The sequence below is a fragment of the Allorhizobium sp. DMC15 genome (assembly GCF_056314065.1).
In genome coordinates, this window is record NZ_JBQUZB010000001.1 from 1,570,931 (window position 1) to 1,593,965 (window position 23,035).

The window sequence follows — 23,035 nt, forward strand, 5'->3', positions numbered from 1 at the left end:
CGGGGCTTTGTTGGGCGAGCGAACTCAATAGGCATTTTCCGTGTTGAGCAGCTTGATCGGCGTCAGGAACAGGATCTTGAGGTCGAAGAGCAGCGACCAGTTCTCGATGTAATAGAGATCGAAGGCCGTGCGGAACTTGATCTTCTCGTCCGTGTCGATTTCACCGCGCCAGCCGTTGATCTGCGCCCATCCGGTCACGCCGGGCTTCACCCGATGGCGGGCGAAGTAGCCTTCGACGATCTCGCCATAGGTCTTGTCGCGGGTCTGGCCGAGCACGGCATGCGGACGCGGACCGACCAGGGAAAGATCGCCCCGCAGCACGTTGAAGATCTGCGGCAACTCGTCGATCGAGGTCTTGCGGATGAACCGCCCGACCTTTGTCACGCGCGGATCGTTCTTGGTGACCGCATTCTTCGCCGTTGGGTCGCTCATCTCCGTATACATCGAGCGGAACTTCAGAACATTGATGACTTCGTTGTTGAAGCCGTGCCGCTTCTGCACGAAGAAGACCGGTCCTTTCGAGGTCGCCTTGACGGCGATGGCGGTGGCGATGAAGACCGGCCAAAGCAATGCCAGCGCCAGCAGGCTGAAGACGATGTCGAAGGCGCGCTTGGCGACTGAATCCCAGTCGCGGATCGGCTTGTCCAGGATGTCGAGCAGCGGCACAGCGCCGACATGCGAGTAGGAGCGGGGGCGGAAGCGCAGGTTGTTGGAATGCGCTGCGAGCCGCACGTCGACCGGCAGCACCCAGAGCATGCGCAGAAGCTCCATGATGCGGGCTTCGGCGCTGAGGGGCAGCGAGATGATCAGCATGTCGATATGCGCAAGCCGCGCGAACTCGACCAGTTCCGCCACGTTGCCGAGCTTGGGATAGCCGGCAACCACATCCGGAGAGCGCTGCGAATTGCGGTCGTCGAAGATGCCGCAGATGCGGATGTCGTTTTCCGGTTGCTGTTCCAGCGCGCGGATCAGGTCCTTGGCAGGCTTGCCGCCGCCGACAATGACGGCACGCCGTTCCATCACGCCGTTGCGCCCCCAGCGGCGGATGGCAAAGCCGATCAGGTTTCGCTCGATGACAAGAAAGGCGCCGCCGGAAGCGAACCAGACGGCGAGCGTACTCGGATATCTGGCGTCCAGGTCGCCGAAAAGCAGGGTGGCGAGCGAGGCGAGAGCAACGGCCACCGTCCAGCTGATGAGAACGCGCGCGATGGAGCGCATCGGTGCGCGCAGGATCGACACGTGGTAGCAGTCACTCGCCTGCATCATCAAAAGGGCGAGCAGGGCAGCGCCCGCGCCGCTCACCGCGCTCAGAACGAAATGGGCATCCGGTTGCAGTGCCATGAAGTAGTTGGCGGCAAGCGAGATCGCGAAAAGGCTGAAAAACTCCAGAAACCGCAACTGCCCGATAACGATCGAGGGCGAGTAGTTGGCGACGGCATACTGGCTGGCGATCTGGCGCGCGAGGGCGCTCACCTCCGCCCGGGGCTCGCTGCCCTGGGCCTGTGACGTGCCATCGGCATTCATTGCCGGTCTGCGGCGGAGCGCTTCGAGATCGAAAGCGTCCGGTTTGTCGACCTTGTTCATCGTGGTCCCTCGCACATGGGTGCGCGAAGATTAACCGCAAGGTCCTAAGAAACGCTTTAGCGATCCCTCTGCCGCAGGTGAAGCTGTGCCATTCGGGCACAAATCGCTTCGCTATTGAAGGGCGGCGAGCTCCCGACGGTAGAGATCTTCCACTTGCGCTGCCATGACCGAAGCGGAAAAGCGGGATTGGAAGCTGTCCTGCGGCGGCATTGTGCGGTGTGCCCAGTCGGGCGAGGTCAGTGCCGTCGCCATGACCTGCGCCAGGGCTGCCGAGTTTCCCGGCTCGACCAGGGCCGCGCTGTCGGCACCCAGAACCTCCGGTATGCCCCCAACCCGAGACGCGATGACGGGCTTCTGGGCAGCCAGCGCCTCAAGCACGATGTAAGGCATGGCCTCGGCACGTGATGGAATGACGATGATATCGCCGAGCGCGAATGCTGAGCGCACCGGCATGGCCGGCGACATTACGAGGCGGTCCGAAAGCCCCTTTTGCCGCAACATCTCCCGATACTTTGCCTCGTCCGGGCCATCGCCGATGATATGCCCTTTCAGCGGGCGACCAAGGCGCCGTTCAACCTCGGCAAAGGCCTCGATGAAGACGTCGGGCCCCTTCATATCACGCAGCATGCCGATATAGAGGAAGTTGGCACCGCCGGCCGGGGCGGGAACGGCGCCAAAGTCACGCTCGCTGATGCCGTTGTAGATCCGCACGGCATCACAGCTCGGCCTGCCGATCTTGGCCTCATAGGTCTGACGCTCGTGGTCGCACACGAAAGAGATAGCTTCGGTGGCTCGCTCCAGGACGCGTTCGGCCATGAAGACCGTTTCTCCCGACAGCGTGCGGGGGCGGAAGTGCAGGCTCCCGCCATGGGGGGAATAGAGGCGGGCCACGCGATACCTTTGAACCCGCAGGATCGAGCCGATGACCCGCGCGACCACACCGCCCTTGGCGCCGTGTCCGTGCAAGATGTCAGGCTGCAATGCCTTGATATGATTGTAACAGCGCTTCAGCGCAGCGAGATCCTCGATACCGACTGAACGACGAATCGGCAGACGTTCGAGGCCGAGGGCAAGATGCGGCATGATCTGCGCGAACAGTTTGTCTTCGTGCTCGCTGCCCGTTGAACTGTCGCAGACGATGCCGACCTGATGCCCGGCGCGGCTATGGTGTTCGGCGAGGTCCCGCACATGGCGGAAGATCCCGCCCACCGGGGATCGGAAACAGTGCACGATGCGCAGGGGCCGCTTTTCTGGCATTGATTAGAAAAGCCGTTCGCGAACGTAAATGGTGTCGCCTGCAAGGATCGGATCGGTGATCGGCACGCGACCGGTGATGATCTGGCCGTTGATCTTGCGCGTCACGTCGACATCTCGCTGGTTGGAGCGACCGGTAAAGCCGCCGGAAACAGCGATGGCGTTGAGAATGGTCATGCCCGGCACATAGGCGTACTGGCCGGGCTGGCCCACTTCGCCCATGACAAAGATCGAGCGATAGCGATCGATCTCGATCGTCACGTCTGGGTCGCGCAGGTAACCCTGCTTGAGCTTCTGGGCGATCACGCCTTCAAGCTGCGTCAGGGTCGCGCCGCGTGCGGCCACCTGGCCCACGAGCGGGAAGGCGATGTAACCCGCCTGATCGACCGTATAGGTGTTGGTGAGGCTCGGCTGTTCGAAGACGGTGACGCGCAGTCGGTCGCCGCTGTCCAGACGATAGGGCTGGATGGTCGCTTCGTGAAAAACCTTCGGAGCAGGACGATAACCGGCGCAACCCGCCAGTCCGGCAGACACAAATGCGCCGGCGAGCAGAAGTATCGCGTGTTTCCCGACCATGGCCATGCGCAATCGCGCTCCCGACTGAACCCATTTCTTATGGTTCGTTATCGAACGATTAGGGTTAATGCCCGGTAAACGACCAATGCTTCTTCTCGCGCCAGGCAAGTAGAGTGGAGTTCCGGGGTGTTCTGGTTGCAATTAACCCTTGAGTTACCATGATCCTTTACGTTTGCCGGGATTAAGCCCCCGGGAGTGTGTTATGCCGAGTTTGGACCGAGATCAGCAGGACGTCGATATCGACCTCGCGCAGTTTTTCCGCGCCGTCTGGCAGCGGAAAGGAACCATCCTTACCGCAACGGCTCTTGTCGGCGTGCTGGCTTTTGTCGGCGCCCATGCAATTGCACCAACCTACAAGAGTGACGCGATGTTGCTCATCGAGCCGCGGGAACCGAGCTTTTCTGCCTCCGGCCCGAATGCCTCGACCGTCGAGCCCATGCCGGACGAACTGAATGTCGCCAGTCAGGTTCAGCTGCTACAGTCGATCGACCTGATGAAGCAGGTGGCGCGTGACTTGAAGTTACACGAACGGTCCGAATTCGACCCGGAATCCAGCCCGTCGGCGCTGACAGATTTTCTTGTTCTTTTCGGTTTGAAGAAGAACCCGCTGGAACTCGCGCCGGAAGAGCGAGTCCTGAAGGCGTTCAAGGAAAAGCTCTCCGTCTACCAGGTGGAGAAATCGCGGGTCATCGGGATCGAATTTTCCTCCAAGGACCCGCAGCTGGCGGCCGATGTTCCGAATGCGATGGCCGATGTCTATCGGTCCCTGCAGAGCGGTGCCAAACTCGACAGCAACTCCGAGGCCGTGCGCTGGTTGGAGACCGAGATTGCCAACCTGCGCGAGAAGGTTCGGGAGGCCGAACAGAAGGTTGCTGAGTATCGCTCGAGGGCCGGTCTCATGTCGCTCGGCTCGGATCAATCCTTCAGCAGCAAGCAGCTCTCCGACATCTCGACGGAATTGGCCCGGGTGCGCGGTGAACGCGCCAATGCCGAAGCAACCGCCGAAACATTGCGCGCGATGATCAAGGCCGGAAAGCCGACCGACACGCTGGATGCCATCACCCGGTCCGAATCCGTGCAGCGCCTCAGGGCCGCCGAATCGCAGGTTCAGGCCCAGATCTCTGACCTGTCGACCACGCTGCTCGACGGCCATCCGCAGATGAAATCGCTGCGCGCTCAGCTTGCAGGCCTGCGCGAACAGATCCGTTCCGAAGCCTTGAAGGTCGCGGCCGGCCTGGAAAACGAGGCGGCCGTTGCGCGCGAACGCGAAACGCAACTGATCGCGCAGATGAACGGCGTCAAGGCTGATACCGCCCGGGCGGGAGAAGACGAGGTGGGCCTCAAATCCCTGGAGCGGGAAGCGGCGGCCCAGCGCCAGCTGCTGGAAACCTATCTTGCCCGCTACCGTGAGGCCTCTTCGCGCCTGGACAAGGATTCGAGCCCGGCCGATGCCCGTGTGATCTCACGCGCGGTGCCGCCGCAGGAGCCGAGTTTCCCGAAGATCCTGCCGATGACCATTGTCTCGGCCCTCGCTACATTCATTCTCTCCTGTGTCGTCGTCATGCTGATGGAACTCTTCAGCGGTCGTGCCTTGCGGCCGGCGTCTGGTGTCCCTGCGCGTGAGAACGAGCAAGACGAAGCATTCACTGACGAAGACATGCAAAGGGCTGCGGTCGCAGATCTTGCCGACGACATCGCGCCTGCCGCCGTCATGGCGCCGTCCACTCTTCGCGAAAAGCCCGCGAGCCTGCTCGATCTCCCCGTAGCCAGCGACCTTGACCCGGCCGGGGCGGACGTGGAATCGCATGAGGCGGAAGAAGCGCAGGGCGAGAACGTGGAGGATGAGTTTTCTGCCGCCTCCGTTGCCGACTACCTGCTGGAGCAGGGCACGCGCGCTGCCTTTGCGATCTCCCCATCCGGCGATGATGGCTCGGCTGGAACCGTGGCACTGGCACGAGAAGTCGCCGGTCGCGGGCGGCGCGTCGTCTTGATCGACATGACGGGGTCTGCCTGCCCGAGCCAGTGGATGACCGCCTTGGCGGATCTCCCCGGCATCACCGATCTTCTGACCGGAGATGCCGCCTTCGCCGACTGCATCCACCCGGACCGCAATTCGTCCGCTGATATCATCCCGCAGGGCAATGCCGATGTGCGTCAGGCCATGCGCGGTGCCGATCGGCTGACGATGATCGTTGATGCATTGGCTGATGCCTATGATCTCGTTCTTGTCGAATGTGGGCCGGCCCAGCCTGAGGGGCTCGCTCGTCTCAGCCGAAACGGCCAACACGAAATCATCCTCTCGGCGCCGGAACCCGACGCGCGAGAACTGGCTGATATCATGCGCGCTTTCCAGGAGGTCGGTTATGATGATCTGGTGCTCATGTCGGTCCGCACCGCAAATGACGGACCACGCCGCCGCGCGGCCTGAACACGGCGATTGGCGTCAGTCGCCGTCATTCGCCGGCTCGGACGGGGCAGGGGGCTTCGTGCCCCAGGCCCGGATCCGCTGAATCAGCGAATACAGCGCCGCATTGTTCTTGATTGCCGTTTTTGCTCTGGTCAATGTTCTCAGCGCCTGTTCGGCCAGGTGTCCCCGCGGTGTGATCGCCAGCATCAGATCGTGATGCAGGGTCTCGTTGCGGCACCATCTGCGTTTGTAGTCCTGATCGCCGATGCCGAAGTCGAAGAGGCTCGCGCCCGTGAGGGCCGCGCGCTCGATCATGAGCCAGAACAGAAGTTCACCCGGGCTGGCCTCCGGCACCAGCGTGTCGTCGATCGACCCGAACTGGCAAATGACGTGATCGCCCTTGCGCGATAAGCCTGAAACGGCGGCTATCTTGCCCTCGTGGTCTCCCTTGAGCCTGAGGGCGTGGAGTTCCAGAGGCACGTCCGTCCCGCCGCGTTCCATCTCAAGCGCCATGTGAAAGAAGGCTTGCGTCTCGGCCGCCTGGAAGACATTCGGCAGGCCTTGCGCTTCGAAGCGTGCCGCTTTCTGCCGGAAGAAGGTGTCGAGAAGGGCAGCCTTGTCGGCCTCGCTTGTCGCACGAATATGGTCGAAGCCGCCCACAGCCTCCAGCTTGCGCACCTGCGACCGGAATTTCTTGCGGCGGGCCTTGGCATTCAGAGGAGCGATGGTGGCATCCATGTCATGCCCCAGGGCGAGCTGGAAGGCGGGGTTCTGGTTGCGCACCTTTGGCAAGGCGGCAAACGGATGCGGCTCGCCACGCCAGTCGAGCGGAACATGGGTCAACCGGATTAGGTCGGCCCGCCCGGCCAGAGCGCGCGCAAGGGCGGTCGAAAGGGCTGCGACCGGAATATGTTCGGCCTTGCATCGAAAATCGGCTGAAAACAGGCCGCTGTTGTAATTGGTAAAGGCGCTGCCGATGAATTGTGCCGTGCGCACCGTCGCATGCCGCTCGATCTCGAGCGGCAGGATGAATGCGAGCGTGCCGTCCAGCCGGCCCTCGACGATGGCAAGCGGATTGCCATGGGTTTTGACCCAGGCATAACACCAGTCATAAGCCTGATGCATGGAGTTCCACGGGTCGGCTTCCAGCAGTCGCCACGCGCGCTCCACGCTGCGCATATCCGAATGAACGGTGATGATGAGCCCGAGGTCACCGTCGGTTCTGGCCGCAACCGGATGGCTGGATGCGGCCGGCAAGGCGGAGCTCTGGCTTGCCATGCCTCCCGCAAAGACTGTCATGGTCTTCGATCTCAGTTCCCGCATCCGGGTCTCCGTCCGTTTCCTGCGCGGATAGACAGTAGCGCCCGTTCCGCAAGAAACGGTTATTGGCGCTTTCTGCGGGCTGAGCGATGACGAACGGGGTAAATGGGCGGTAAACGACCTGCGTCTCTACTTGCGGCGGGGCCCGGCCATCCACTTGATGATCAGCATGGCCGGCACAATCCAGAGAATACCGGACAGGACGAAGTAGAGGAGATGGCCCCACCAGGGCGCCTCGGCGAGGGTGGCAGAGGCGATCGTCGTTGCAAGCAGCGCATAGAGCAGCACGATGACGATGATGGCGATCGTTCCGATGAAGGAGCGCAGGGTTGGCCGCATGGCACGCCTCTCTGTTGGGACTGGCCCGTCCTGTTGTGACGCGACCGCTTGCCGCAAACCGGCGGGCTTGTTTTGCACACAGGAGTGATGCAAATCAACGGGCGAAAAGAGGATTGACGAATGACAGCTGCGACGATCGGAACCGAAACCCAAATCCGCACCCAGATTGCCAAGGTGGATGCCGATCGACGCGCCGTCCGCATCTGGCTGGGTTTGGTTGTGTTCACGCTCTTCTGTCTGGTCCTGGTGGGGGGCGCAACACGGCTCACCGATTCCGGCTTGTCGATCACGCAGTGGAAGCCGATCCATGGCGTCATTCCTCCGCTGTCCGTCGAGGAATGGGAACAGGAGCTTGAGCTCTATCGCCAGATCCCGGAATACCAGCAGATCAACAAGGGCATGAGCCTCGACGAGTTCAAGCACATCTTCTGGTGGGAGTGGGCCCATCGCCTGCTTGCCCGCATGATCGGGATGATTTTCGCCCTGCCGCTTCTCTACTTCTGGATCAAGGGTCGTATCGAGCCGGGTCTGCGCCTCCCGCTTGTCGGCGTACTCGCCCTTGGCGGTTTGCAGGGCTTCATCGGCTGGTGGATGGTGTCGTCGGGTCTTAGCGAACGGGTCGACGTGAGCCAGTATCGCCTGGCCACCCACCTGATGATGGCCTGCTTCATTTTCGCCAGCTGTGTCTGGATCATGCGCAGCCTCAGCCCCCACAGCGAGGACGCGTCACCTTCCCCGCGGGCCCGCCTGGTTGCCGGCATCCTGCTTGCCATGACCTTCTTCCAGATCTATCTCGGCGCCCTCGTTGCGGGTCTTGATGCCGGTTTCAGCTACAACACGTGGCCCTTGATGGACGGCGCGCTGGTGCCGCAGGGTCTCTTCGTGCAGGCGCCGGCCTGGATCAACCTGTTTGAGAACCCGAAGACGGTGCAATTCATTCACCGCATCGGCGCCTACCTGCTGTTTGCGATCGCGCTTGCCCATATGATCCAGTGTCTGCGCGCGGCGCCGCAGTCCACCCATGCCCGTCGCGGCGTTCTGCTCTTCGGGCTCGTCTGCGTACAGGCAACGGTTGGCATTGTGACGCTCGTGACCCAGGTGCCTCTGCATGCCGGTCTGACGCATCAGGGCATGGCTCTGATCGTGCTCGCCTTCGCGGTGGCCCACCTGCGTGGCTTCTACGGCGAACGGGCGCGCCCGATTGCGGTGGAAGTGCGCGACTGATCTACCCGAATCGGAAGCCGGAATACGGCTTGCCGAGGAAATGCCCCTGGAAGACCCGGCGGCCGGCATCGGCACCGGCCGCACCCGACGCCACGAAGAGCGGCACGAGATGGTCGTGGTCGGGCACATGGCAAGCGCGGGCGTCAGGGTTCTGATCCCAACCCGACAGACGCGCGGTACGCTCCTCCGCGTTCTCGCTGTCCACGGCCTTCTCGAGCCAGGCATCGAAGCGGATCGCCTGCTGGACATGGGCGGGGTCGGCCTGCCGGAACATCCGCATGTTGTGGTAGCTCATGCCGGACGCAACGATCAGGACGTCCTCGTCACGCAACGGTTCGAGCGCCTTGCCGATGGCCACATGGCTTGCAACATCGAGCGTGCTCTTCAGCGAGATCATGGTGACCGGCACATCCGCATCCGGATAGGCGAGCATCAGCGGAATAAAGACGCCGTGGTCATAACCCCTGCCTGAATCTTCCGCGTTGCCGATCCCTGCTGCCGTGAGCAGCGCACGGGCGCGTGCCGCCAGATGCGGCGAGCCGGGGGCAGGATAGGAAAGCTCGTAGGTGTGGGGCGGGAAGTTGTAATAGTCGAACAGCATGCCGGGTCGCTCGGCACTGCTGACCGTCGGCACCGGCTCCCCCTCCCAGTGTCCCGAAACCACCAGGATCGCCTTTGGCCGGCGTCCCACCGCGTCGGACAGGCCGCGCAGGAACGTCCCGAGATCGTCCCAAGGTCCCTTGCCCTGTTCGTCTTTGGGAAAGTCCATGAAGGGCCAAGGACCGCCACCATGGGGAATGAAATAGACGGGAAGTCGCTTCGGCTGGGTCATGGCACCTCTCTTTCGGTGCATGATAGCAGCGTCCTCGGTCACGAACGAGAGCGTGTCCGCCTGACGAACCGTTCAGCAGCTGGCTACAGTCCCATGGTGCCGCTCAGGCCGGTCTGTGGCAGACAGCCTCGATATTGTGTCCGTCCAGATCCAGGACGAAGGCGCCGTAGTAATTCGGATGGTAATGCGCCCGAATGCCCGGCGGTCCGTTGTCGGTTCCGCCGGCTGCCAGGGCGGCAGCATGAAAGGCATCCACGGCCGACCGGCTCTCGGCCACGAAGGCAATGTGCAGAGACCCTTGCGTCCGCCCGCCGGTGCCGATCCAGAAGGACGGCTTCCCGCCGATCCCGTAACCGGCCCCCTCATAGGTCCCGCCGGTGTCTGCCGCCGTGACGGCCATGACGCAGGATGCGCCGATCGTCGGCATGACCGCATCATAAAAGGCCTTGGCCTTGGCGTAATCGGCGACAGAAAGCCCAATATGGTCGAGCATCGGCATCCCTCCTTGAAGGACTGCCGGCGGCTTAGGCCGACAGCATCAGGTCCATGTTTTGCACGGCAGCACCCGACGCGCCCTTGCCGAGATTGTCGAGCAGCGCGACCAGATTGACATGCGCTCCACCGCTCGTGCCGAAGACGAAAAGTTTCATCGTGTCCTTGCCCGCCAACTCTTCCGCATCGATCCGCGGCAGCTTGGCGCTTTCGGCGAGTGGTACAACGGTGACGATGTCCTGGCCCGCATAATGAGCGACGAGTGCGTCGTGAATGCTTTCGATCGTGGCACCCGGAGCAAGATCGCCGAGGAAGAGCGGCACCTGGACGATCATGCCTTGAGGGAAGCGACCGACGGACGGGGCAAAGAGCGGCGCGCGGTCGAGCAGGCCATGGGTCTGCATCTCCGGCACGTGCTTGTGCTTGAGCGTCAGGCCGTAGAGGAAGTTGTTGGCCGCGAGATGCTCAGGATGGTTCTTGTCCTCCATCTGGGCGATCATCTGCTTGCCGCCACCGGTATAGCCCGACACCGCATTCACCGACACTGGGTAACCGTCCGGCAGGAGGCCGGCGGCCCTGAGCGGGCGAAGAAGGCCGATCGCACCGGTCGGATAGCAGCCGGGGTTGGATACATAGCGGGCCGATTGGATCTTGGCCTTCTGCGCCTTGTCCATCTCGGCAAAGCCATAGGCCCAATCCGGATGCACGCGGAACGCGGTGGAGGCATCGAGCAACCGCACATTGTTGTTCGCCGCCGTCATCTCATAGGCCTGCTTCGACGCGTCGTCGGGCAGGCAGAGGATCGCGATGTCGGCGGTATTGAGCAGATCCTCGCGCATCTTCTCGTTCCGCCGCTCGGCTTCGGGGATGGACAGGAGCTCGATGTCACGGCGGGCGGCAAGGCGCGTGCGGATCTGCAGACCCGTTGTGCCATGTTCGCCGTCGATGAAGATCTTCGCTGCCATTTGTCTTGTCCTGTCAGAGGTTTAGTTCGGGATGCGGACTCTGTTTATGAATGTGCTGAATCAATGTGTCAGCCGCGTGTCGCAAGCTTTTCCGCCCGCAGGCCCAGCATATACATCGCAACTGTCGCACCGGCAATTGCGGTGATGTCGGCATGGTCGTAGGCGGGCGCCACCTCCACGATATCAGAGCCCCGGATGTCGAGCGGTCCAAGCTTGCGCAGCACCGACAGGATCTTGGCGGAGGAGGGGCCACCGGCAACCGGCGTGCCCGTGCCCGGTGCATAGGCCGGATCCAGGCAGTCGATATCGAAGGTCAGATAGGTCGGAGCCGAGCCGACATGGGCGAGGATCGCATCGGCGATCGCCTGCGCGCCCATGTCTTCGACCTCCCAGCCATGGAGGATCTTGATGCCGAAGTCTTCGGGCGCATGGGTGCGGATGCCAATCTGGATCGACTTCTTCGGATCGATGACGCCTTCGCGCACCGCACGGCAGACGAAGGAGCCATGGTCGATCCGCTGGCCGTCGTCGTCCCAGGTGTCCTGATGCGCATCGAAATGCACGAGCGCCAGCGGTCCGTGTTTTGCCGCATGGGCCTTCAGGAGTGGCCAGGTGACGAAGTGGTCGCCGCCGATGCCCAGCAGATAGGCGCCCGATGCGATGATCTTGGCCGCTTCCTGCTCGATCAGGGCAGGGGTGTTCTGATGATTGCCATAGTCCAGGAGCACGTCGCCGTAATCAGTGACGGCCATCTGCTCGAAGAGGTCGCGCGAAAAGGGGTATTGCGGATCGTTGTCGAAGATCGCCGAGGCGCGCCGGACCGCCTGAGGCCCGAAACGCGCGCCCGGCCGATTGGAGACAGCCGCATCGAAGGGAATGCCGAGGACCACGGCATCCACATCCGAGAGGTCCTTCGAATACTTGCGACGCATGAAGGAAAGAACGCCTGCATAGGTGGGGTCGGTCGCAGCCCCGCGCACAGATTTTGCGGTGAATGCGTTGTCGATCGTCCTGCTGGCCATGATCCTCTCCGGCTTGAAAAATTTGATCAAATTATAGGCTGGTCTGGCGCGGTCAAGCTCCGCAGCAGATGGCTGAACGAAAAAAAAGGCGGAGCCGAAGCCCCGCCTTGATTTCCGTTTCCGGTAATCCAGCGATTAACGCTTGGAGAACTGGAACGAACGACGGGCCTTGGCCTTGCCGTACTTCTTACGCTCGACAACGCGGCTGTCGCGGGTCAGGAAGCCGCCCTTCTTCAGAACCGAGCGAAGGCCCGGTTCGAAGTAGGTGAGGGCCTTCGAGAGACCGTGACGAACTGCACCGGCCTGGCCGGAGAGGCCGCCGCCGTGAACGGTCGCGACGATGTCGAACTGGCCATCACGGGCAGCTGCGACGATCGGCTGCTGCAGGATCATCTGCAGGACCGGACGGGCGAAGTAGGTGCGGAATTCGCGGCCGTTGATCGTGATCTTGCCGGTGCCCGGCTTGACCCAGACGCGGGCGACGGCGTTCTTGCGCTTGCCGGTGGCGTAGGAGCGACCCAGGGAGTCGACCTTGCGGACGTGAGCCGGAGCTGCGTCCTGTGCCGGGGCAAGGTCCTTCAGGGAAGAAAGATCGGCCATACTTAGGCGCTCCTTGTGTTCTTGCTGTTCAGCTTGGCAACGTCGAGAACGACGGGCTGCTGGGCTTCATGCGGATGGTTCGAGCCGGCATAGACGCGCAGGTTCTTCATCTGGCGACGGCCGAGCGGGCCGCGCGGGATCATGCGCTCGACAGCCTTCTCGAGAACGCGCTCCGGGAAGCGGCCTTCGATGATCTGGCGGGCAGTACGTTCCTTGATGCCACCCGGATAACCGGTGTGCCAGTAGTAGGTCTTGTCCGAATACTTCTTGCCGGTGAGGACAACCTTCTCGGCGTTGATTACGATGACATTGTCGCCATCATCAACGTGAGGGGTGTAGGTGGCCTTGTGCTTGCCGCGCAGGTGCGTGGCGATGATGGTGGCGAGGCGACCGACAACGAGCCCTTCGGCGTCGATGAGGATCCACTTCTTCTCCACCTCTGCAGGCTTCTGAACGAAGGTAGACATTGAGGTCTCTTTCCGTGTGATCCTGGCAGACCCGTGACGGGCCAGCAGGCGTTTTTTGTTGCTTGATGCGTGCCGTCGCCGGCACAAACAAGAAAGCGGTCCCGAAGGCCGCTTCCCCGAGCGCTGTATAAATTGCACCAGAGTAAGCGTCAAGGCGTGGGCAACCGCAGCCTCTTGCGGAGGATCGTTGGAAAACAGTCACTTAGCTATGTGGTAATATTTTACCTCACGGCGTGGCGGCCAAGAGGTGGGTTTTTGCTGGGTGGTAGCCCTGGTCTGGCTGCTGTTATCTGCACGCCGCTATACGGTTCCGCGTCCGTATTTCCTAAATATTGAGTTGAATCGGAAGGATTGTGCGAAAACATGAGTGCAACTCATGATGCTAATATTCGCATGAACATAATGAAAACATAAACCGAACGTAACGGCAGACGCTGATAACGGAGGTCGAATATGTCCCTTGAGCGCCGCATTTCTCTAATTACGCTCGGTGTCGCCGATGTGGCGAGAAGCACTGATTTCTACGAGCGGCTCGGCTGGAGCAAGTCGCCGGCCTCCAATGAGAATGTCACCTTCATCCAACTGAAAGGCATCGTCCTGGGCCTCTTTTCCCGCAGCCACCTAGCGCAGGATGCCACGGTAGAGGACACGCCGCCGGGGTTCTCGGGCGTGACGCTTGCCTACAACGTTACCAGCGAGATCGGCGTCGACGCGGTGGTGAAATTCGCGGTTTCGTGTGGGGCAACTCTGGTCAAGGCGCCGGAGAAAGTCTTCTGGGGCGGCTATTCCGGTTATGTCGCGGATCCTGACGGGCATCTGTGGGAAATCGCGCACAATCCGTTCTTCCCGCTGGATGAACACGGGCATGTGGTGCTGCCGGACTGATCGGCGGTATTTGAACGGTTGCGCAACGCGACCGTTAACGGACGGAGCGTATATTCAGGGCAGGGAATAGAGGGACGGTTTGCTCGGCGGCCTGAGGCCAGGAGGAAGACCATGAACCACGATACCTATCTCAACAGTTATCTCGCTGAAATCCTCAAGAACGCACGCAATGTCGCGGTGGTCGGGGCCTCGACCAACGATCACCGTCCCAGTCACTGGATCTCGGGCTTCCTGCTCGGCAAGGGCTATCAGGTCTTTCCGGTCAACCCTGCTCATGTCGGCAGCACGATCCTGGGGCGGACCGTTTACGCATCGCTCGCCGACATCCGCGAACCGATCGATCTCGTCGACGTGTTCCGGCAATCGGAGCATCTGGACGCGATCGTGGATCAGGTTTTGGCCATGACGCCGCGGCCCAGGGCGATCTGGTGCCAACTCGGCGTGCGCGACGACACGGCCGCGGCGCGCGCCGAAGCCGCTGGTATCAAGGTGGTCATGAACCGCGCGCTGGTCTCGGAATATCCGCTGGTCTACGAGCTGACCCATCCGCCGCATCATGGTCCGGCCCACGCGGCCTGACGATCCCCTCAGAAGCGGACGATCGGCTTGCCGAACCGTCCCGGAAGCGGATCATAGGGCTGGCAGTTAAGCACGGGACAGCGCGGCTCGTCCCGTGTCGGGACATAGGCACGTTCGGCATATTCATGCGGCTCGCACTGCGCGTTCCGCGTGACGTACCGATCATAGAGCGTCATGCCCCGGACCCGCGTCGAGGGATAACGCAGGATCACAACCCCCTCGTTCAGCACGCGCTGGCGTGCTTGGTCGCAGGTCAGGCTCTGCGAGTTGTAGCGCGAAATGGCAGATGCCGGCGATGCGGCGCAAACCGCGGCGAGCAGGATGGCGAGTGGTCTAATGCGCATGACGATCCTCCTTCGGCTGCTGTTCAACGTCCCGGCCGCCACACGGGTTCCGGCACACATCGTAGGCTGCGCTCCAAGATAGGGCGGCTCCTCTTGTTGTCGACGATCTTCAACCCATCTACCTCTCTGGAACTCGAGGCACGATGTTAAGGAGATCCGGATGGTCGACCATACCCATTATCCCGACGATTATCTCAAAGGCATATTGACCGACGTAAAGACCATTGCACTTCTCGGCGCCTCTCCCAAGCCCGATCGGCCAAGCTTCGGCGTCATGCGTTTTCTGATGTCAAAAGGCTACCAGGTCTTCCCCGTCAATCCCGGACAGGCCGGCAAGGAGATCCTTGGCCGGACGGTCTATGCGACCATGGCTGACATTCCAGAACCGATCGACATGGTCGACGTGTTTCGAGCGCCGGAATATTTGGGCGAGGTGGTTGAGGAAGTCCTGGCGCTGCCCAATCGACCGAAGGTGATCTGGGGCCAGCTGACCGTGAGGGACGATGACGCGGTGAGGCCGGCCGAAGCGGCCGGAATCAAGGTCGTGATGAACCGCTGCCCCGCCATCGAGATGCCGCGTCTGGGTCTCTGACGCTCAGCGTCCCAGCAGCACGTCCGGATTGGCTCTGAGCGCGTTCAGGCTCTCCGCATTGTTGCAATAGTCGACAAAGGCCTTGTCGATTGTTCCCATTTGCAGGTCGCGGTGACAGCGTTCCTTCGACTGGCATTCGGCGCAGGCGATCTGCATCGCGCGAAATGTCTGGCGCATCTGGAACTCGACCTCGGCGGGATCGATGTTGAGCGAGCGCATAAGCGCTGGCATTTCATCGGCGGCATGCGGTCCCGCCTTCACGAGAGCCAGCAATTGGTGCGGGCTCAGACCGCAGTCTTCGGCGAGCGCGTCGATCTCGCGCTGCTCGAGGGTTGCCAGCATGTCGGCCTCTGTCGAAGACTCGAAGCTTTGGGCAAACCAGGACAGGATTTGCTGCATGGTATGACGCACGGGATCGGCAAGGCTTAAGGTCATCACTACCTCCATCAACGATGGTGGAGCATGTCATGAGGGCTGGCTGCCGCATTGACCTCGATCAAGGATGTTTATCCTCCGGCGACCGTTAAGTTTGGAATATTGCAGGCTGACAACTGCGGATGACTGACTATGATCCCGCCCAGTCCAGCTTAAGGGAGGATCCATAACATGTCGGACACGAATCCGGGTTTCGCCACGCTTGCCGTCCATGCGGGCGCCCAGCCCGACCCGACCACGGGCGCGCGCATCACGCCGATCTATCAAACCACGGCCTTCGTCTTCAACGATTCGGACCATGCGGCGGCCCTGTTCGGGCTCAAGCAGTTCGGCAACATCTACACGCGTATCATGAATCCCACCCAGGCCGTGCTCGAAGAGCGCGTCGCGGCGCTGGAAGGCGGGACGGCGGCCCTTGCCGTCGCCTCGGGCCATGCAGCGCAGCTCCTGATCTTCCACACGTTGATGCAGCCGGGTGACAATTTCGTCGCGGCGAAAAAGCTCTATGGCGGCTCGATCAATCAGTTCGGCCACGCCTTCAAGAATTTCGACTGGCAGGTCCGCTGGGCCGATCCCGCCGATGTATCGAGCTTCGAGGCGCAGATCGACGACCGCACCAAGGCGGTTTACATCGAAAGCCTCGCCAATCCCGGCGGCACCTTCGTCGATATCGAGGCGATCGCAGAAGTGGCTCATCGCCACGGCCTGCCGCTGATCGTCGACAACACTATGGCGAGCCCCTACCTGATCCGCCCGCTGCAGCATGGTGCCGATATCATCGTGCATTCGGCCACCAAGTTCCTCGGTGGCCACGGTAATTCCATGGGCGGTGTCATCGTCGATGGCGGCACGTTCGACTGGTCGGCCAAGCCGGGCAAGTATCCCATGCTATCGGCCCCGCGCCCGGAATATTCTGGCGTTGTCCTGCACCAGACCTTCGGCAACTTCGCCTTCGCCATCGCTTGCCGCGTGCTCGGCCTGCGCGACCTTGGCCCGGCGCTGGCCCCGATGAACGCCTTCCTGCTTTTGACGGGGATCGAGACACTGCCGCTGCGCATGCAGCGCCATTGCGACAATGCTCTGAAGGTGGCGACTTGGCTCAAAAACCATCCGAAGATCGCCTGGGTCAATTACGCGGGCCTGCCGGACGATCCGAACAACGGTCTTCAGAAGCGCTACTCGCCGAAGGGGGCAGGGGCCGTCTTCACCTTCGGCATCAAGGGCGGCCTTGAGGCCGGCAAGGCCCTGGTCGGCGGGCTGCAGCTCTTCTCCCATCTTGCCAATATCGGTGATACCCGCTCGCTGATCATCCATCCGGCGTCGACCACCCATGCGCAGCTCTCCGAAGAGCAGCAGATCGCAGCCGGAGCAGGTCCCGACGTGGTGCGCCTGTCCATCGGCATCGAGGATGCGCAAGACATAATCGCGGATCTGGAACAGGCGCTCGCCAAGGCCTGATCTGCAGGACATTCCAGGGTGGGGGACTGTGGAGCCGAAGGGAACCACCGTCCCCCACCCGAGTTGGACCTCCTGATCCCCTGGAGGAGTGTCCTATGAAACTTAAGGCCATAGCGTTGAACGCCACGCTGAAGGCCAGCTCCGGCGAGCCGTCATCCACCGATCGGTTACTGGAGCTCATCGCTGCCGCGATGAGCGAGCTCGGTGTAGAAACAGAGCTTATCCGCCTTGCCGACCACGATATACGCCCCGGCGTCACCTCAGATGAAGGTCCGGGCGATGCGTGGCCCCCAATCCGCCAGAAGATCCTGGCCGCTGACATCCTCGTTATGGGAACGCCGATCTGGATGGGGCAGCCGTCGAGCGTGTGCAAGCGGGCGCTCGAGCGGATGGATGCCTTTCTGTCGGAGACGGATGAAGAGGGCCGCATGCTTCCCTACGGGAAGGTCGCTGCCGTCGCGGTTGTCGGCAATGAAGACGGCGCGCACCATGTCTCTGCAGAGCTCTATCAGGCGCTGAACGACGTCGGCTTCACCATTGCCTCGAATGCGGTCGCCTACTGGGTGGGCGAGGCCATGGGCAGTACCGACTTCAAGGATCTCGATACTGTGCCGGAAAAGGTGACGACCACTGTAGGCATGGTGGCCCGCAACACAGTGCATTTGGCACGCCTCCTGGCAGACAACCCCTATCCGCCGCAGAAATGAAACCGGTCGCGTGGATTTTGCGCGCGGCTTGAGGCAAGAGTGACGGGCCCGCATCCGAAGGTGCGGGCCCGTTGGTATTTGTCTTTCGTCAGGAGCCTGCCATGTCTGCCGCCCTCGCTTTCGATCCGTCGACCGTCACCCCGGAAGAGGGCGCGCCCGCACCGGACCGCCTCATCTCGGGTGACCCACGATTCACCACCTGGAACCTCGAAGAGGCCGATGGCGGCGTCTATGCCGGCATCTGGCAGTCGACGCCCGGCAAGTGGCGGATCGTCTATGACGAATGGGAGTATTTCCACATTCTCGAAGGCCACTCCATCGTGACTGAGGATGGCGGCGAGCCGATCCATCTGAAGGCCGGCGACCGGCTGATCCTCAGGCCCGGCTTCAAAGGAACCTGGGAAGTCCTTGAAACGACTCGCAAGGATTACGTCATCCGGCTCTAGCGCCTGCGACTTATCCCCTGCGGAAGGCTTGCGCGAAATCGGCGGAGGCAATCAGGGCCAGCGCCCGGCGGAGTTCGGCTGATTGCTCCTTGCCAAAGGCCTTGTCGAAGCGGGCCTGGGCGTCGCGCCACAGCGCGAGCATCTCGTCACGCTGCTTTAGGCCCTCTGGGGTCAGCAACACGCGCCGCGCCCGCCCGTCGTTTTCATCCGGCAACAGGACGACAAGTCCGTCCCGTATGAGCGGCTTCAGCGTATGGCCGAGCGCCGAAAGGTCCATGACCATTGCTTCGGCAAGTACCTTCTGTGTCGGATTGCCGAGGGCCGCGATCTGCGAGAGGAGCGAAAATTGCGTTCCCTTCAGACCCGTATCGCCCATGGCGTCGTCATACAGCTGACCGAGTTGACGGGCAGCGCGGCGAACGGCGCTGTTCGTGCAGTGAAGCCAGACATCTTCTTCTTTCTGCGCCAACGGGTGTCCTTTCATGGCATGTCGATCATCATCGGTTACGACAGCCATCCGAAAACTCAAGAAATTTCCGCCCGCCCCCTTGAAGCGGGACATCATCGGCTTCTATATAGTGGTATATACCAGTAAATACGAACCAGGAGATCGATGATGCCCTCTACCTCAGGAACTGCCCTTGTCACCGGCGCCTCGTCCGGGATCGGCGCCACCTATGCCCGCAAGCTCGCGGCGCGCGGATATGACTTGCTGTTGGTCGCTCGCGACGAGCAGCGCCTTTCCGCGCTTGCTGCAGAGCTTGCCGATGCGCATGGGATTGAAGCGAAAACATTGAGAGCTGATCTGAGCGTTGCCGGCGATGTGCAACACGTCGAGGAGCGTCTGCGAAACGATCCGTCGATCGCGCTCCTCGTCAACAATGCGGGCATCGGACCCAGGAAGAGCCTGCTGACTGAGGACGTCGCCTACCTCGACCGGATGGTCGCGATCAATGTCACGGCTGCCAACCGCCTGGCCGTGTCGGCAGCGCAGGCCTTCGCGCACCGTGGCAAGGGGGCCATCGTCAACGTTGCCTCCGCCGTGGCACTTGCGCCGGAGATCTTCAACGGCACCTACAGCGCGTCCAAGGCATTTGTTCTCGCCTTGACCCAGTCACTCGCCCACGAACTGCGCGACACGCCGGTCAAGGTGCAGGCCATCCTGCCGGGATTCACCCGCACGGAAATCTTCGACCGCGTCGGTGGCAGTTTCGACGCCATTGACCCGGCGCGCGTGATGGATGTCGAAGATCTCGTGGATGTCGGTCTCAGGGGACTGGATCAAGGTGAATTGCTCACCCTGCCTTCGCTCGAAGACACGGCGCTTCTGAGCCAATTCCACACCGCGCGTTATGCGCTGGGTCCCCATCTTTCGAACCGCGAACCGGCACCGCGATACGGCGTAGGGGCGTGATCGACTGACGATGGCCGCCGGTTGAGACGGCCGGCCATCGTCCTGTCGCGTCAGCTGGCTTTCGACAAGCCTCGTGCAGCCGCCTCGTGTTCGGCGACCATCGTCGCATCTTCGGCCGATACCTTCTGGATGCTGGCACGGCCGCCGATCCGCTCCATATAGGCCTGGAAGGCTGGGCGTGCCTCGACCAGGCCGAACATCGTCGTCCAACGCAGGGCGATCCCCCAGAGCAGGTCCGCTGCCGTAAAGCGCTCGCCGAGCAGGTAGGGGCCTGTATTGAGCGCTTCTTCCAGCATGTCGATGAGCGACTCGTAGCTCGCATAGGGCGTCTCGTTCATCGATCCCGGCTCGCGCTTCAGGTAGCGGTCCACGACGGCCGGCTCGAAACAGCTCCCATAGATGAACAGCCAGCGGACATAGGCGCCGCGATCAGGATCGGTCAGCGCTGGGGCAAGACCCGCTTCGGGATAGAGATCCGCAAGATAGAGATAAATCGCGCCTTGTTCGGTGACCAGCGTGTCGCCGACGCGCACCGCCGGCACCTTCCCGAGCGGATTGATCGCGAGATAGGCCGGCTGCCGCTGCTCGCCTGTTTTCATGTTCAGCACATGAAGCTCATATGGCACGTTCAGCTCCTCCAGCAGCACCCGCGCGCCGGTGGCGCGGGTCTGGGGTGAGTAGAAGAGGGTGATCGGCAGGTCCTTGGTCATCGAAGTCTCCCTTTGAAATGAGTAGCGCCTTGCGGCGATGGGGAGAGAATGCGCCACCATACCTGTCAGATTGTGTCAGGTTGGTTTAGCATGATGCTCGAAAGGGAGATTTTCCGATGCGGGCGAGCCGGCTCATCAACATTCTGACCACGCTTCAGGCCAGGGGACTGGTGACGGCAGAGGCCCTTGCCGATGAAAACGACGTGTCGGTCCGCACCATTTATCGTGACATCGATGCGCTCTCGCTGTCCGGCATCCCCGTCTACAGCGAACGCGGCTCGGACGGCGGTTACCGGCTCCTGGACGGCTATCGTGTTCGCCTGAACGGCCTCACGCCGGCCGAGGCCGAAGCCATGTTCCTGTCGGGCATTCCCGGTGCTGCGGCCGATCTCGGCCTCGGCTCGCTTATGGCCGGCGCGCAGAAGAAGCTGACAGCGGCCTTGCCCGAAGACCTGCGCGAAAGCGCCCGGCGCATGCAGTCGAAGTTTCATCTCGATGCGCCTGCCTGGCTCGCCGAGGGTGAGCAGCCCGTCTATCTGCAGGCCATTGCCGATGCCGTCTGGAATTCAAAGCGCATCCGCATGCGCTACCGCTCCTGGAAGGCGGAGAAGAACCGAATTGCCGATCCGCTCGGCATCGTGATGAAAGGCGGGGCCTGGTATCTCGTCGCCCGCGTCGACGACATGCCGCGCACCTATCGTATCTCGCGTGTCCTCGATCTGATCGTGACAGAGGAGCGCTTCGAATGGCCGAAGGATTTCGATCTCGCCGGATACTGGAACGAAAACACCCGGCGCCTGGAACTTGAGCTTTATCCACACTGGGCCATGATCCGCCTCTCAGCGTGGGGGCTGAAGGAGATCGAGCACATGGCGCCGCCTTATGTCCGCGCCCACCTCGAATTCATCGGCGAACCAGACAAGCGTGGCTGGCGCACGGTCCGCTTGCCCATGGCGCATGAGCGCATGGCCGTTTCCGAAATGCTGAAGCTCGGTACGGAGGTCGAGGTGCTCGACCCGCCGGAATTGCGGCTCGCCATGCTGCGGGCGATTGAGACCCTGATGGCGCGCTATGGCGAAACGCCCGACCTCACCAGGTAAGGTCGAGCCGTTCCAGCCCGTGGAAGTGATAGACGTCTTTCACAACAGGCGTCTGCGCGATCCTCAGCCCCGGCAAACGCTTGAAGAGCAACGGTAGCACGATGTTGAGCTCGAGCCTGGCAAGCGGCGCGCCGATGCAGAAATGAATCCCGGCGCCGAAGGAGAGATTGGCCCCTTCGTCGCGATCCGGCTTGAAGGTCAGCGGCTCCGGGAACTTCTGCGGATCGAGATTGGCAGCCGCCAGGATCATGCTCACCTTGTCGCCGCGTTTGAAGGAAACGCCATCGATGTCGCAGGGCTCCAGACACCAGCGCTGGAAGATATGCACCGGCGCGCAGATCCTGAGCGTCTCTTCGACAGTTCGTTCAGTCGTCTTCTCGTCGGTGAAAAGCGTGGCCGGGTCGATCCCGCTTTCGAGGATCACACGGACCGAGTTGCCGATCTGGTGGACCGTCGCCTCGTGCCCGGCATTGAGCAGCACGATGGTCGTCGAGATCAGCTCGTCCTCGGTGAGGAATTGGCCCTTGTGCTCGGTGTGGATCATGTGGCTCAGGAGATCGTCCCGCGGCTCGGCCCGCCGCTCGGCGATGACCGTCCGCACATAGTCGGCAAATTCCTTCGCCGAGCGGTCTGCGGCCTCCTCGTCGGCACGCGTCCGCTTGAACATGTACATGCCGACATAGTCGTGGCTCCATTTGAGGAGCTGCGGTCCCATTTCCTCTGGAATGCCAATCATCCGGGCGATCATCGTCACCGGGATGATGTCGGCAAAGGTCGAGAGCAACTCCGTTTTGCCGTCTTTCTCGAAGCCGTCGATCAGCCTGTTCGCCAGTTCCTCGATCTCCGGCGTCATCTTCTCGACATGGCGGGAGACGAAGGCGCGGTTGACGAGGGTGCGAAGCCGCGTGTGTTCCGGCGGCTCGATCTCGAGCAGCGAGTGCTCCTCGGCCTTGTCAAAGTGTCGGGTATGGGCGGCAGGCTCGGGAAGGCCGAGCTCTTCGCGCGTGGCGATATGCAGGATCTGCCGGCCGAAGCGTCGGTCGCGCAAAAGCGCATTCACATGATCATAGCCGGTGAAGAACCACTGCTTCTGCTCTTCCCAGTAGAACGTGGGGCAGTTCGCATGGAGCGCGGCATAGGCCCGGTTCGGGTCGCTGTAGAAGGCCGGATCTCGGGCGTCGAGGGAAACCCGGCGCGTGGCGGGGTCGATGGAAAGGGAGGAAAGGTCGGTCATGACGTCCTGTTTATGCCTTGGCCTCGCTTTCGCAAGGGTGCTGGCGGAG

Annotated in this window: 26 protein-coding genes; 10 read left to right on the forward strand and 16 right to left on the reverse strand. The window is 61.9% G+C overall.

The window, feature by feature from the left end:
* Positions 1-24 precede the first annotated feature (24 nt).
* The 3 genes from ACT53S_RS07770 to ACT53S_RS07780 all read right to left on the reverse strand — a co-directional run bounded on the left by ACT53S_RS07770 (position 25) and on the right by ACT53S_RS07780 (position 3,420).
* Positions 25-1,584, reverse strand: coding sequence for an undecaprenyl-phosphate glucose phosphotransferase (locus ACT53S_RS07770; RefSeq protein WP_476066510.1), 1,560 nt, complete (start codon positions 1,582-1,584; stop codon positions 25-27).
* Between the two features lie 111 nt (positions 1,585-1,695).
* Positions 1,696-2,841, reverse strand: a complete 1,146-nt coding sequence (locus ACT53S_RS07775; RefSeq protein WP_476066511.1) for a glycosyltransferase family 4 protein — start codon at positions 2,839-2,841, stop codon at positions 1,696-1,698.
* A gap of 3 nt (positions 2,842-2,844) precedes the next feature.
* A complete protein-coding gene (locus ACT53S_RS07780; RefSeq protein ID WP_113378141.1) occupies positions 2,845-3,420 on the reverse strand; it encodes a polysaccharide biosynthesis/export family protein in 576 nt (191 codons plus the stop codon).
* Between the two features lie 196 nt (positions 3,421-3,616).
* On the opposite strand from ACT53S_RS07780, the gene ACT53S_RS07785 reads away from it, so the two are divergent.
* Positions 3,617-5,842: an exopolysaccharide transport family protein gene (locus ACT53S_RS07785; RefSeq protein ID WP_476066512.1), complete on the forward strand. Its 2,226-nt coding sequence runs from the start codon at positions 3,617-3,619 to the stop codon at positions 5,840-5,842.
* 15 nt (positions 5,843-5,857) lie between these two features.
* Here ACT53S_RS07785 and ACT53S_RS07790 read toward each other — a convergent pair whose 3' ends face one another.
* Both ACT53S_RS07790 and ACT53S_RS07795 read right to left on the reverse strand, forming a co-directional pair.
* Positions 5,858-7,144, reverse strand: a complete 1,287-nt coding sequence (locus tag ACT53S_RS07790; protein ID WP_476066513.1) for a GNAT family N-acetyltransferase — start codon at positions 7,142-7,144, stop codon at positions 5,858-5,860.
* A gap of 126 nt (positions 7,145-7,270) precedes the next feature.
* Entirely contained in the window at positions 7,271-7,480 is a 210-nt protein-coding gene (locus ACT53S_RS07795) for a DUF2842 domain-containing protein (RefSeq protein ID WP_142069591.1), read from the reverse strand.
* Positions 7,481-7,600: 120 nt separating this feature from the next.
* Between ACT53S_RS07795 and ACT53S_RS07800 the strand changes: the two genes are divergently transcribed.
* Complete coding sequence (locus ACT53S_RS07800) at positions 7,601-8,704, forward strand: COX15/CtaA family protein (RefSeq protein WP_476066514.1); 1,104 nt, start codon at positions 7,601-7,603, stop codon at positions 8,702-8,704.
* A gap of 1 nt (position 8,705) precedes the next feature.
* On the opposite strand, the gene ACT53S_RS07805 is transcribed toward ACT53S_RS07800, so the two are convergent.
* From ACT53S_RS07805 to rplM, 6 genes are all read right to left on the reverse strand, one after another.
* Positions 8,706-9,536 carry a DODA-type extradiol aromatic ring-opening family dioxygenase gene (locus ACT53S_RS07805; protein WP_476066515.1) on the reverse strand — a complete coding sequence of 277 codons (831 nt, stop codon included), beginning with the start codon at positions 9,534-9,536 and terminating at the stop codon, positions 8,706-8,708.
* Positions 9,537-9,639: 103 nt separating this feature from the next.
* Entirely contained in the window at positions 9,640-10,029 is a 390-nt protein-coding gene (locus ACT53S_RS07810) for a VOC family protein (protein WP_476066516.1), read from the reverse strand.
* A gap of 31 nt (positions 10,030-10,060) precedes the next feature.
* Entirely contained in the window at positions 10,061-10,993 is a 933-nt protein-coding gene (gene argC, locus ACT53S_RS07815) for an N-acetyl-gamma-glutamyl-phosphate reductase (protein ID WP_476066517.1), read from the reverse strand.
* A 68-nt stretch (positions 10,994-11,061) separates the two neighbouring features.
* Positions 11,062-12,015 carry an agmatinase gene (gene speB, locus ACT53S_RS07820; protein WP_476066518.1) on the reverse strand — a complete coding sequence of 318 codons (954 nt, stop codon included), beginning with the start codon at positions 12,013-12,015 and terminating at the stop codon, positions 11,062-11,064.
* Positions 12,016-12,150: 135 nt separating this feature from the next.
* Positions 12,151-12,615 (reverse strand): 30S ribosomal protein S9, encoded by a 465-nt coding sequence (gene rpsI / locus ACT53S_RS07825; protein ID WP_113378149.1) that lies wholly within the window; start codon positions 12,613-12,615, stop codon positions 12,151-12,153.
* Positions 12,616-12,617: 2 nt separating this feature from the next.
* Positions 12,618-13,082: a 50S ribosomal protein L13 gene (rplM, locus tag ACT53S_RS07830; RefSeq protein ID WP_113378150.1), complete on the reverse strand. Its 465-nt coding sequence runs from the start codon at positions 13,080-13,082 to the stop codon at positions 12,618-12,620.
* A 453-nt stretch (positions 13,083-13,535) separates the two neighbouring features.
* On the opposite strand from rplM, the gene ACT53S_RS07835 reads away from it, so the two are divergent.
* Positions 13,536-13,967, forward strand: coding sequence for a VOC family protein (locus tag ACT53S_RS07835; RefSeq protein WP_113378151.1), 432 nt, complete (start codon positions 13,536-13,538; stop codon positions 13,965-13,967).
* 111 nt (positions 13,968-14,078) lie between these two features.
* Complete coding sequence (locus ACT53S_RS07840) at positions 14,079-14,546, forward strand: CoA-binding protein (RefSeq protein ID WP_476066519.1); 468 nt, start codon at positions 14,079-14,081, stop codon at positions 14,544-14,546.
* Positions 14,547-14,554: 8 nt separating this feature from the next.
* Here ACT53S_RS07840 and ACT53S_RS07845 read toward each other — a convergent pair whose 3' ends face one another.
* Entirely contained in the window at positions 14,555-14,890 is a 336-nt protein-coding gene (locus tag ACT53S_RS07845) for a hypothetical protein (protein ID WP_476066520.1), read from the reverse strand.
* 160 nt (positions 14,891-15,050) lie between these two features.
* Between ACT53S_RS07845 and ACT53S_RS07850 the strand changes: the two genes are divergently transcribed.
* Positions 15,051-15,482: a CoA-binding protein gene (locus tag ACT53S_RS07850; protein WP_476066521.1), complete on the forward strand. Its 432-nt coding sequence runs from the start codon at positions 15,051-15,053 to the stop codon at positions 15,480-15,482.
* Between the two features lie 3 nt (positions 15,483-15,485).
* Here ACT53S_RS07850 and ACT53S_RS07855 read toward each other — a convergent pair whose 3' ends face one another.
* Positions 15,486-15,917: a DUF6455 family protein gene (locus ACT53S_RS07855; protein ID WP_113378154.1), complete on the reverse strand. Its 432-nt coding sequence runs from the start codon at positions 15,915-15,917 to the stop codon at positions 15,486-15,488.
* 171 nt (positions 15,918-16,088) lie between these two features.
* Between ACT53S_RS07855 and ACT53S_RS07860 the strand changes: the two genes are divergently transcribed.
* The 3 genes from ACT53S_RS07860 to ACT53S_RS07870 all read left to right on the forward strand — a co-directional run bounded on the left by ACT53S_RS07860 (position 16,089) and on the right by ACT53S_RS07870 (position 18,528).
* The gene (locus ACT53S_RS07860; RefSeq protein WP_142069578.1) at positions 16,089-17,375 is read left to right on the forward strand and encodes an O-acetylhomoserine aminocarboxypropyltransferase; all 1,287 of its coding nucleotides are present in this window, start codon (positions 16,089-16,091) and stop codon (positions 17,373-17,375) included.
* A gap of 95 nt (positions 17,376-17,470) precedes the next feature.
* A complete protein-coding gene (locus ACT53S_RS07865) occupies positions 17,471-18,082 on the forward strand; it encodes a flavodoxin family protein (RefSeq protein ID WP_476066522.1) in 612 nt (203 codons plus the stop codon).
* Positions 18,083-18,183: 101 nt separating this feature from the next.
* Entirely contained in the window at positions 18,184-18,528 is a 345-nt protein-coding gene (locus ACT53S_RS07870; protein WP_476066523.1) for a cupin domain-containing protein, read from the forward strand.
* Between the two features lie 10 nt (positions 18,529-18,538).
* Here the strand turns inward: ACT53S_RS07870 and ACT53S_RS07875 are convergent, their stop codons facing one another.
* Positions 18,539-18,997, reverse strand: a complete 459-nt coding sequence (locus ACT53S_RS07875) for a MarR family winged helix-turn-helix transcriptional regulator (RefSeq protein ID WP_476066524.1) — start codon at positions 18,995-18,997, stop codon at positions 18,539-18,541.
* A 144-nt stretch (positions 18,998-19,141) separates the two neighbouring features.
* Between ACT53S_RS07875 and ACT53S_RS07880 the strand changes: the two genes are divergently transcribed.
* Positions 19,142-19,942, forward strand: a complete 801-nt coding sequence (locus ACT53S_RS07880) for an SDR family NAD(P)-dependent oxidoreductase (RefSeq protein ID WP_476066525.1) — start codon at positions 19,142-19,144, stop codon at positions 19,940-19,942.
* A 50-nt stretch (positions 19,943-19,992) separates the two neighbouring features.
* On the opposite strand, the gene ACT53S_RS07885 is transcribed toward ACT53S_RS07880, so the two are convergent.
* A complete protein-coding gene (locus ACT53S_RS07885) occupies positions 19,993-20,652 on the reverse strand; it encodes a glutathione S-transferase family protein (RefSeq protein ID WP_476066526.1) in 660 nt (219 codons plus the stop codon).
* 116 nt (positions 20,653-20,768) lie between these two features.
* On the opposite strand from ACT53S_RS07885, the gene ACT53S_RS07890 reads away from it, so the two are divergent.
* The gene (locus tag ACT53S_RS07890) at positions 20,769-21,752 is read left to right on the forward strand and encodes a helix-turn-helix transcriptional regulator (RefSeq protein ID WP_476066527.1); all 984 of its coding nucleotides are present in this window, start codon (positions 20,769-20,771) and stop codon (positions 21,750-21,752) included.
* Here ACT53S_RS07890 and ACT53S_RS07895 read toward each other — a convergent pair.
* Positions 21,742-22,986: a cytochrome P450 gene (locus tag ACT53S_RS07895; RefSeq protein ID WP_476066528.1), complete on the reverse strand. Its 1,245-nt coding sequence runs from the start codon at positions 22,984-22,986 to the stop codon at positions 21,742-21,744. The two genes, ACT53S_RS07890 and ACT53S_RS07895, sit on opposite strands and share 11 nt — an antisense overlap.
* Positions 22,987-23,035: the final 49 nt, after the last annotated feature.

What these genes read in the sequence shown, in the direction of transcription:
- ACT53S_RS07770 (WP_476066510.1), bottom strand. Translation starts at nt 1,584, where the DNA reads ATGAACAAGGTCGACAAACCGGACGCTTTCGATCTCGAAGCGCTCCGC.
- ACT53S_RS07775 (WP_476066511.1), bottom strand. Translation starts at nt 2,841, where the DNA reads ATGCCAGAAAAGCGGCCCCTGCGCATCGTGCACTGTTTCCGATCCCCG.
- ACT53S_RS07780 (WP_113378141.1), bottom strand. Translation starts at nt 3,420, where the DNA reads ATGGCCATGGTCGGGAAACACGCGATACTTCTGCTCGCCGGCGCATTT.
- ACT53S_RS07785 (WP_476066512.1), top strand. Translation starts at nt 3,617, where the DNA reads ATGCCGAGTTTGGACCGAGATCAGCAGGACGTCGATATCGACCTCGCG.
- ACT53S_RS07790 (WP_476066513.1), bottom strand. Translation starts at nt 7,144, where the DNA reads ATGCGGGAACTGAGATCGAAGACCATGACAGTCTTTGCGGGAGGCATG.
- ACT53S_RS07795 (WP_142069591.1), bottom strand. Translation starts at nt 7,480, where the DNA reads ATGCGGCCAACCCTGCGCTCCTTCATCGGAACGATCGCCATCATCGTC.
- ACT53S_RS07800 (WP_476066514.1), top strand. Translation starts at nt 7,601, where the DNA reads ATGACAGCTGCGACGATCGGAACCGAAACCCAAATCCGCACCCAGATT.
- ACT53S_RS07805 (WP_476066515.1), bottom strand. Translation starts at nt 9,536, where the DNA reads ATGACCCAGCCGAAGCGACTTCCCGTCTATTTCATTCCCCATGGTGGC.
- ACT53S_RS07810 (WP_476066516.1), bottom strand. Translation starts at nt 10,029, where the DNA reads ATGCTCGACCATATTGGGCTTTCTGTCGCCGATTACGCCAAGGCCAAG.
- argC (WP_476066517.1), bottom strand. Translation starts at nt 10,993, where the DNA reads ATGGCAGCGAAGATCTTCATCGACGGCGAACATGGCACAACGGGTCTG.
- speB (WP_476066518.1), bottom strand. Translation starts at nt 12,015, where the DNA reads ATGGCCAGCAGGACGATCGACAACGCATTCACCGCAAAATCTGTGCGC.
- rpsI (WP_113378149.1), bottom strand. Translation starts at nt 12,615, where the DNA reads ATGGCCGATCTTTCTTCCCTGAAGGACCTTGCCCCGGCACAGGACGCA.
- rplM (WP_113378150.1), bottom strand. Translation starts at nt 13,082, where the DNA reads ATGTCTACCTTCGTTCAGAAGCCTGCAGAGGTGGAGAAGAAGTGGATC.
- ACT53S_RS07835 (WP_113378151.1), top strand. Translation starts at nt 13,536, where the DNA reads ATGTCCCTTGAGCGCCGCATTTCTCTAATTACGCTCGGTGTCGCCGAT.
- ACT53S_RS07840 (WP_476066519.1), top strand. Translation starts at nt 14,079, where the DNA reads ATGAACCACGATACCTATCTCAACAGTTATCTCGCTGAAATCCTCAAG.
- ACT53S_RS07845 (WP_476066520.1), bottom strand. Translation starts at nt 14,890, where the DNA reads ATGCGCATTAGACCACTCGCCATCCTGCTCGCCGCGGTTTGCGCCGCA.
- ACT53S_RS07850 (WP_476066521.1), top strand. Translation starts at nt 15,051, where the DNA reads ATGGTCGACCATACCCATTATCCCGACGATTATCTCAAAGGCATATTG.
- ACT53S_RS07855 (WP_113378154.1), bottom strand. Translation starts at nt 15,917, where the DNA reads ATGACCTTAAGCCTTGCCGATCCCGTGCGTCATACCATGCAGCAAATC.
- ACT53S_RS07860 (WP_142069578.1), top strand. Translation starts at nt 16,089, where the DNA reads ATGTCGGACACGAATCCGGGTTTCGCCACGCTTGCCGTCCATGCGGGC.
- ACT53S_RS07865 (WP_476066522.1), top strand. Translation starts at nt 17,471, where the DNA reads ATGAAACTTAAGGCCATAGCGTTGAACGCCACGCTGAAGGCCAGCTCC.
- ACT53S_RS07870 (WP_476066523.1), top strand. Translation starts at nt 18,184, where the DNA reads ATGTCTGCCGCCCTCGCTTTCGATCCGTCGACCGTCACCCCGGAAGAG.
- ACT53S_RS07880 (WP_476066525.1), top strand. Translation starts at nt 19,142, where the DNA reads ATGATGCCCTCTACCTCAGGAACTGCCCTTGTCACCGGCGCCTCGTCC.
- ACT53S_RS07885 (WP_476066526.1), bottom strand. Translation starts at nt 20,652, where the DNA reads ATGACCAAGGACCTGCCGATCACCCTCTTCTACTCACCCCAGACCCGC.
- ACT53S_RS07890 (WP_476066527.1), top strand. Translation starts at nt 20,769, where the DNA reads ATGCGGGCGAGCCGGCTCATCAACATTCTGACCACGCTTCAGGCCAGG.
- ACT53S_RS07895 (WP_476066528.1), bottom strand. Translation starts at nt 22,986, where the DNA reads ATGACCGACCTTTCCTCCCTTTCCATCGACCCCGCCACGCGCCGGGTT.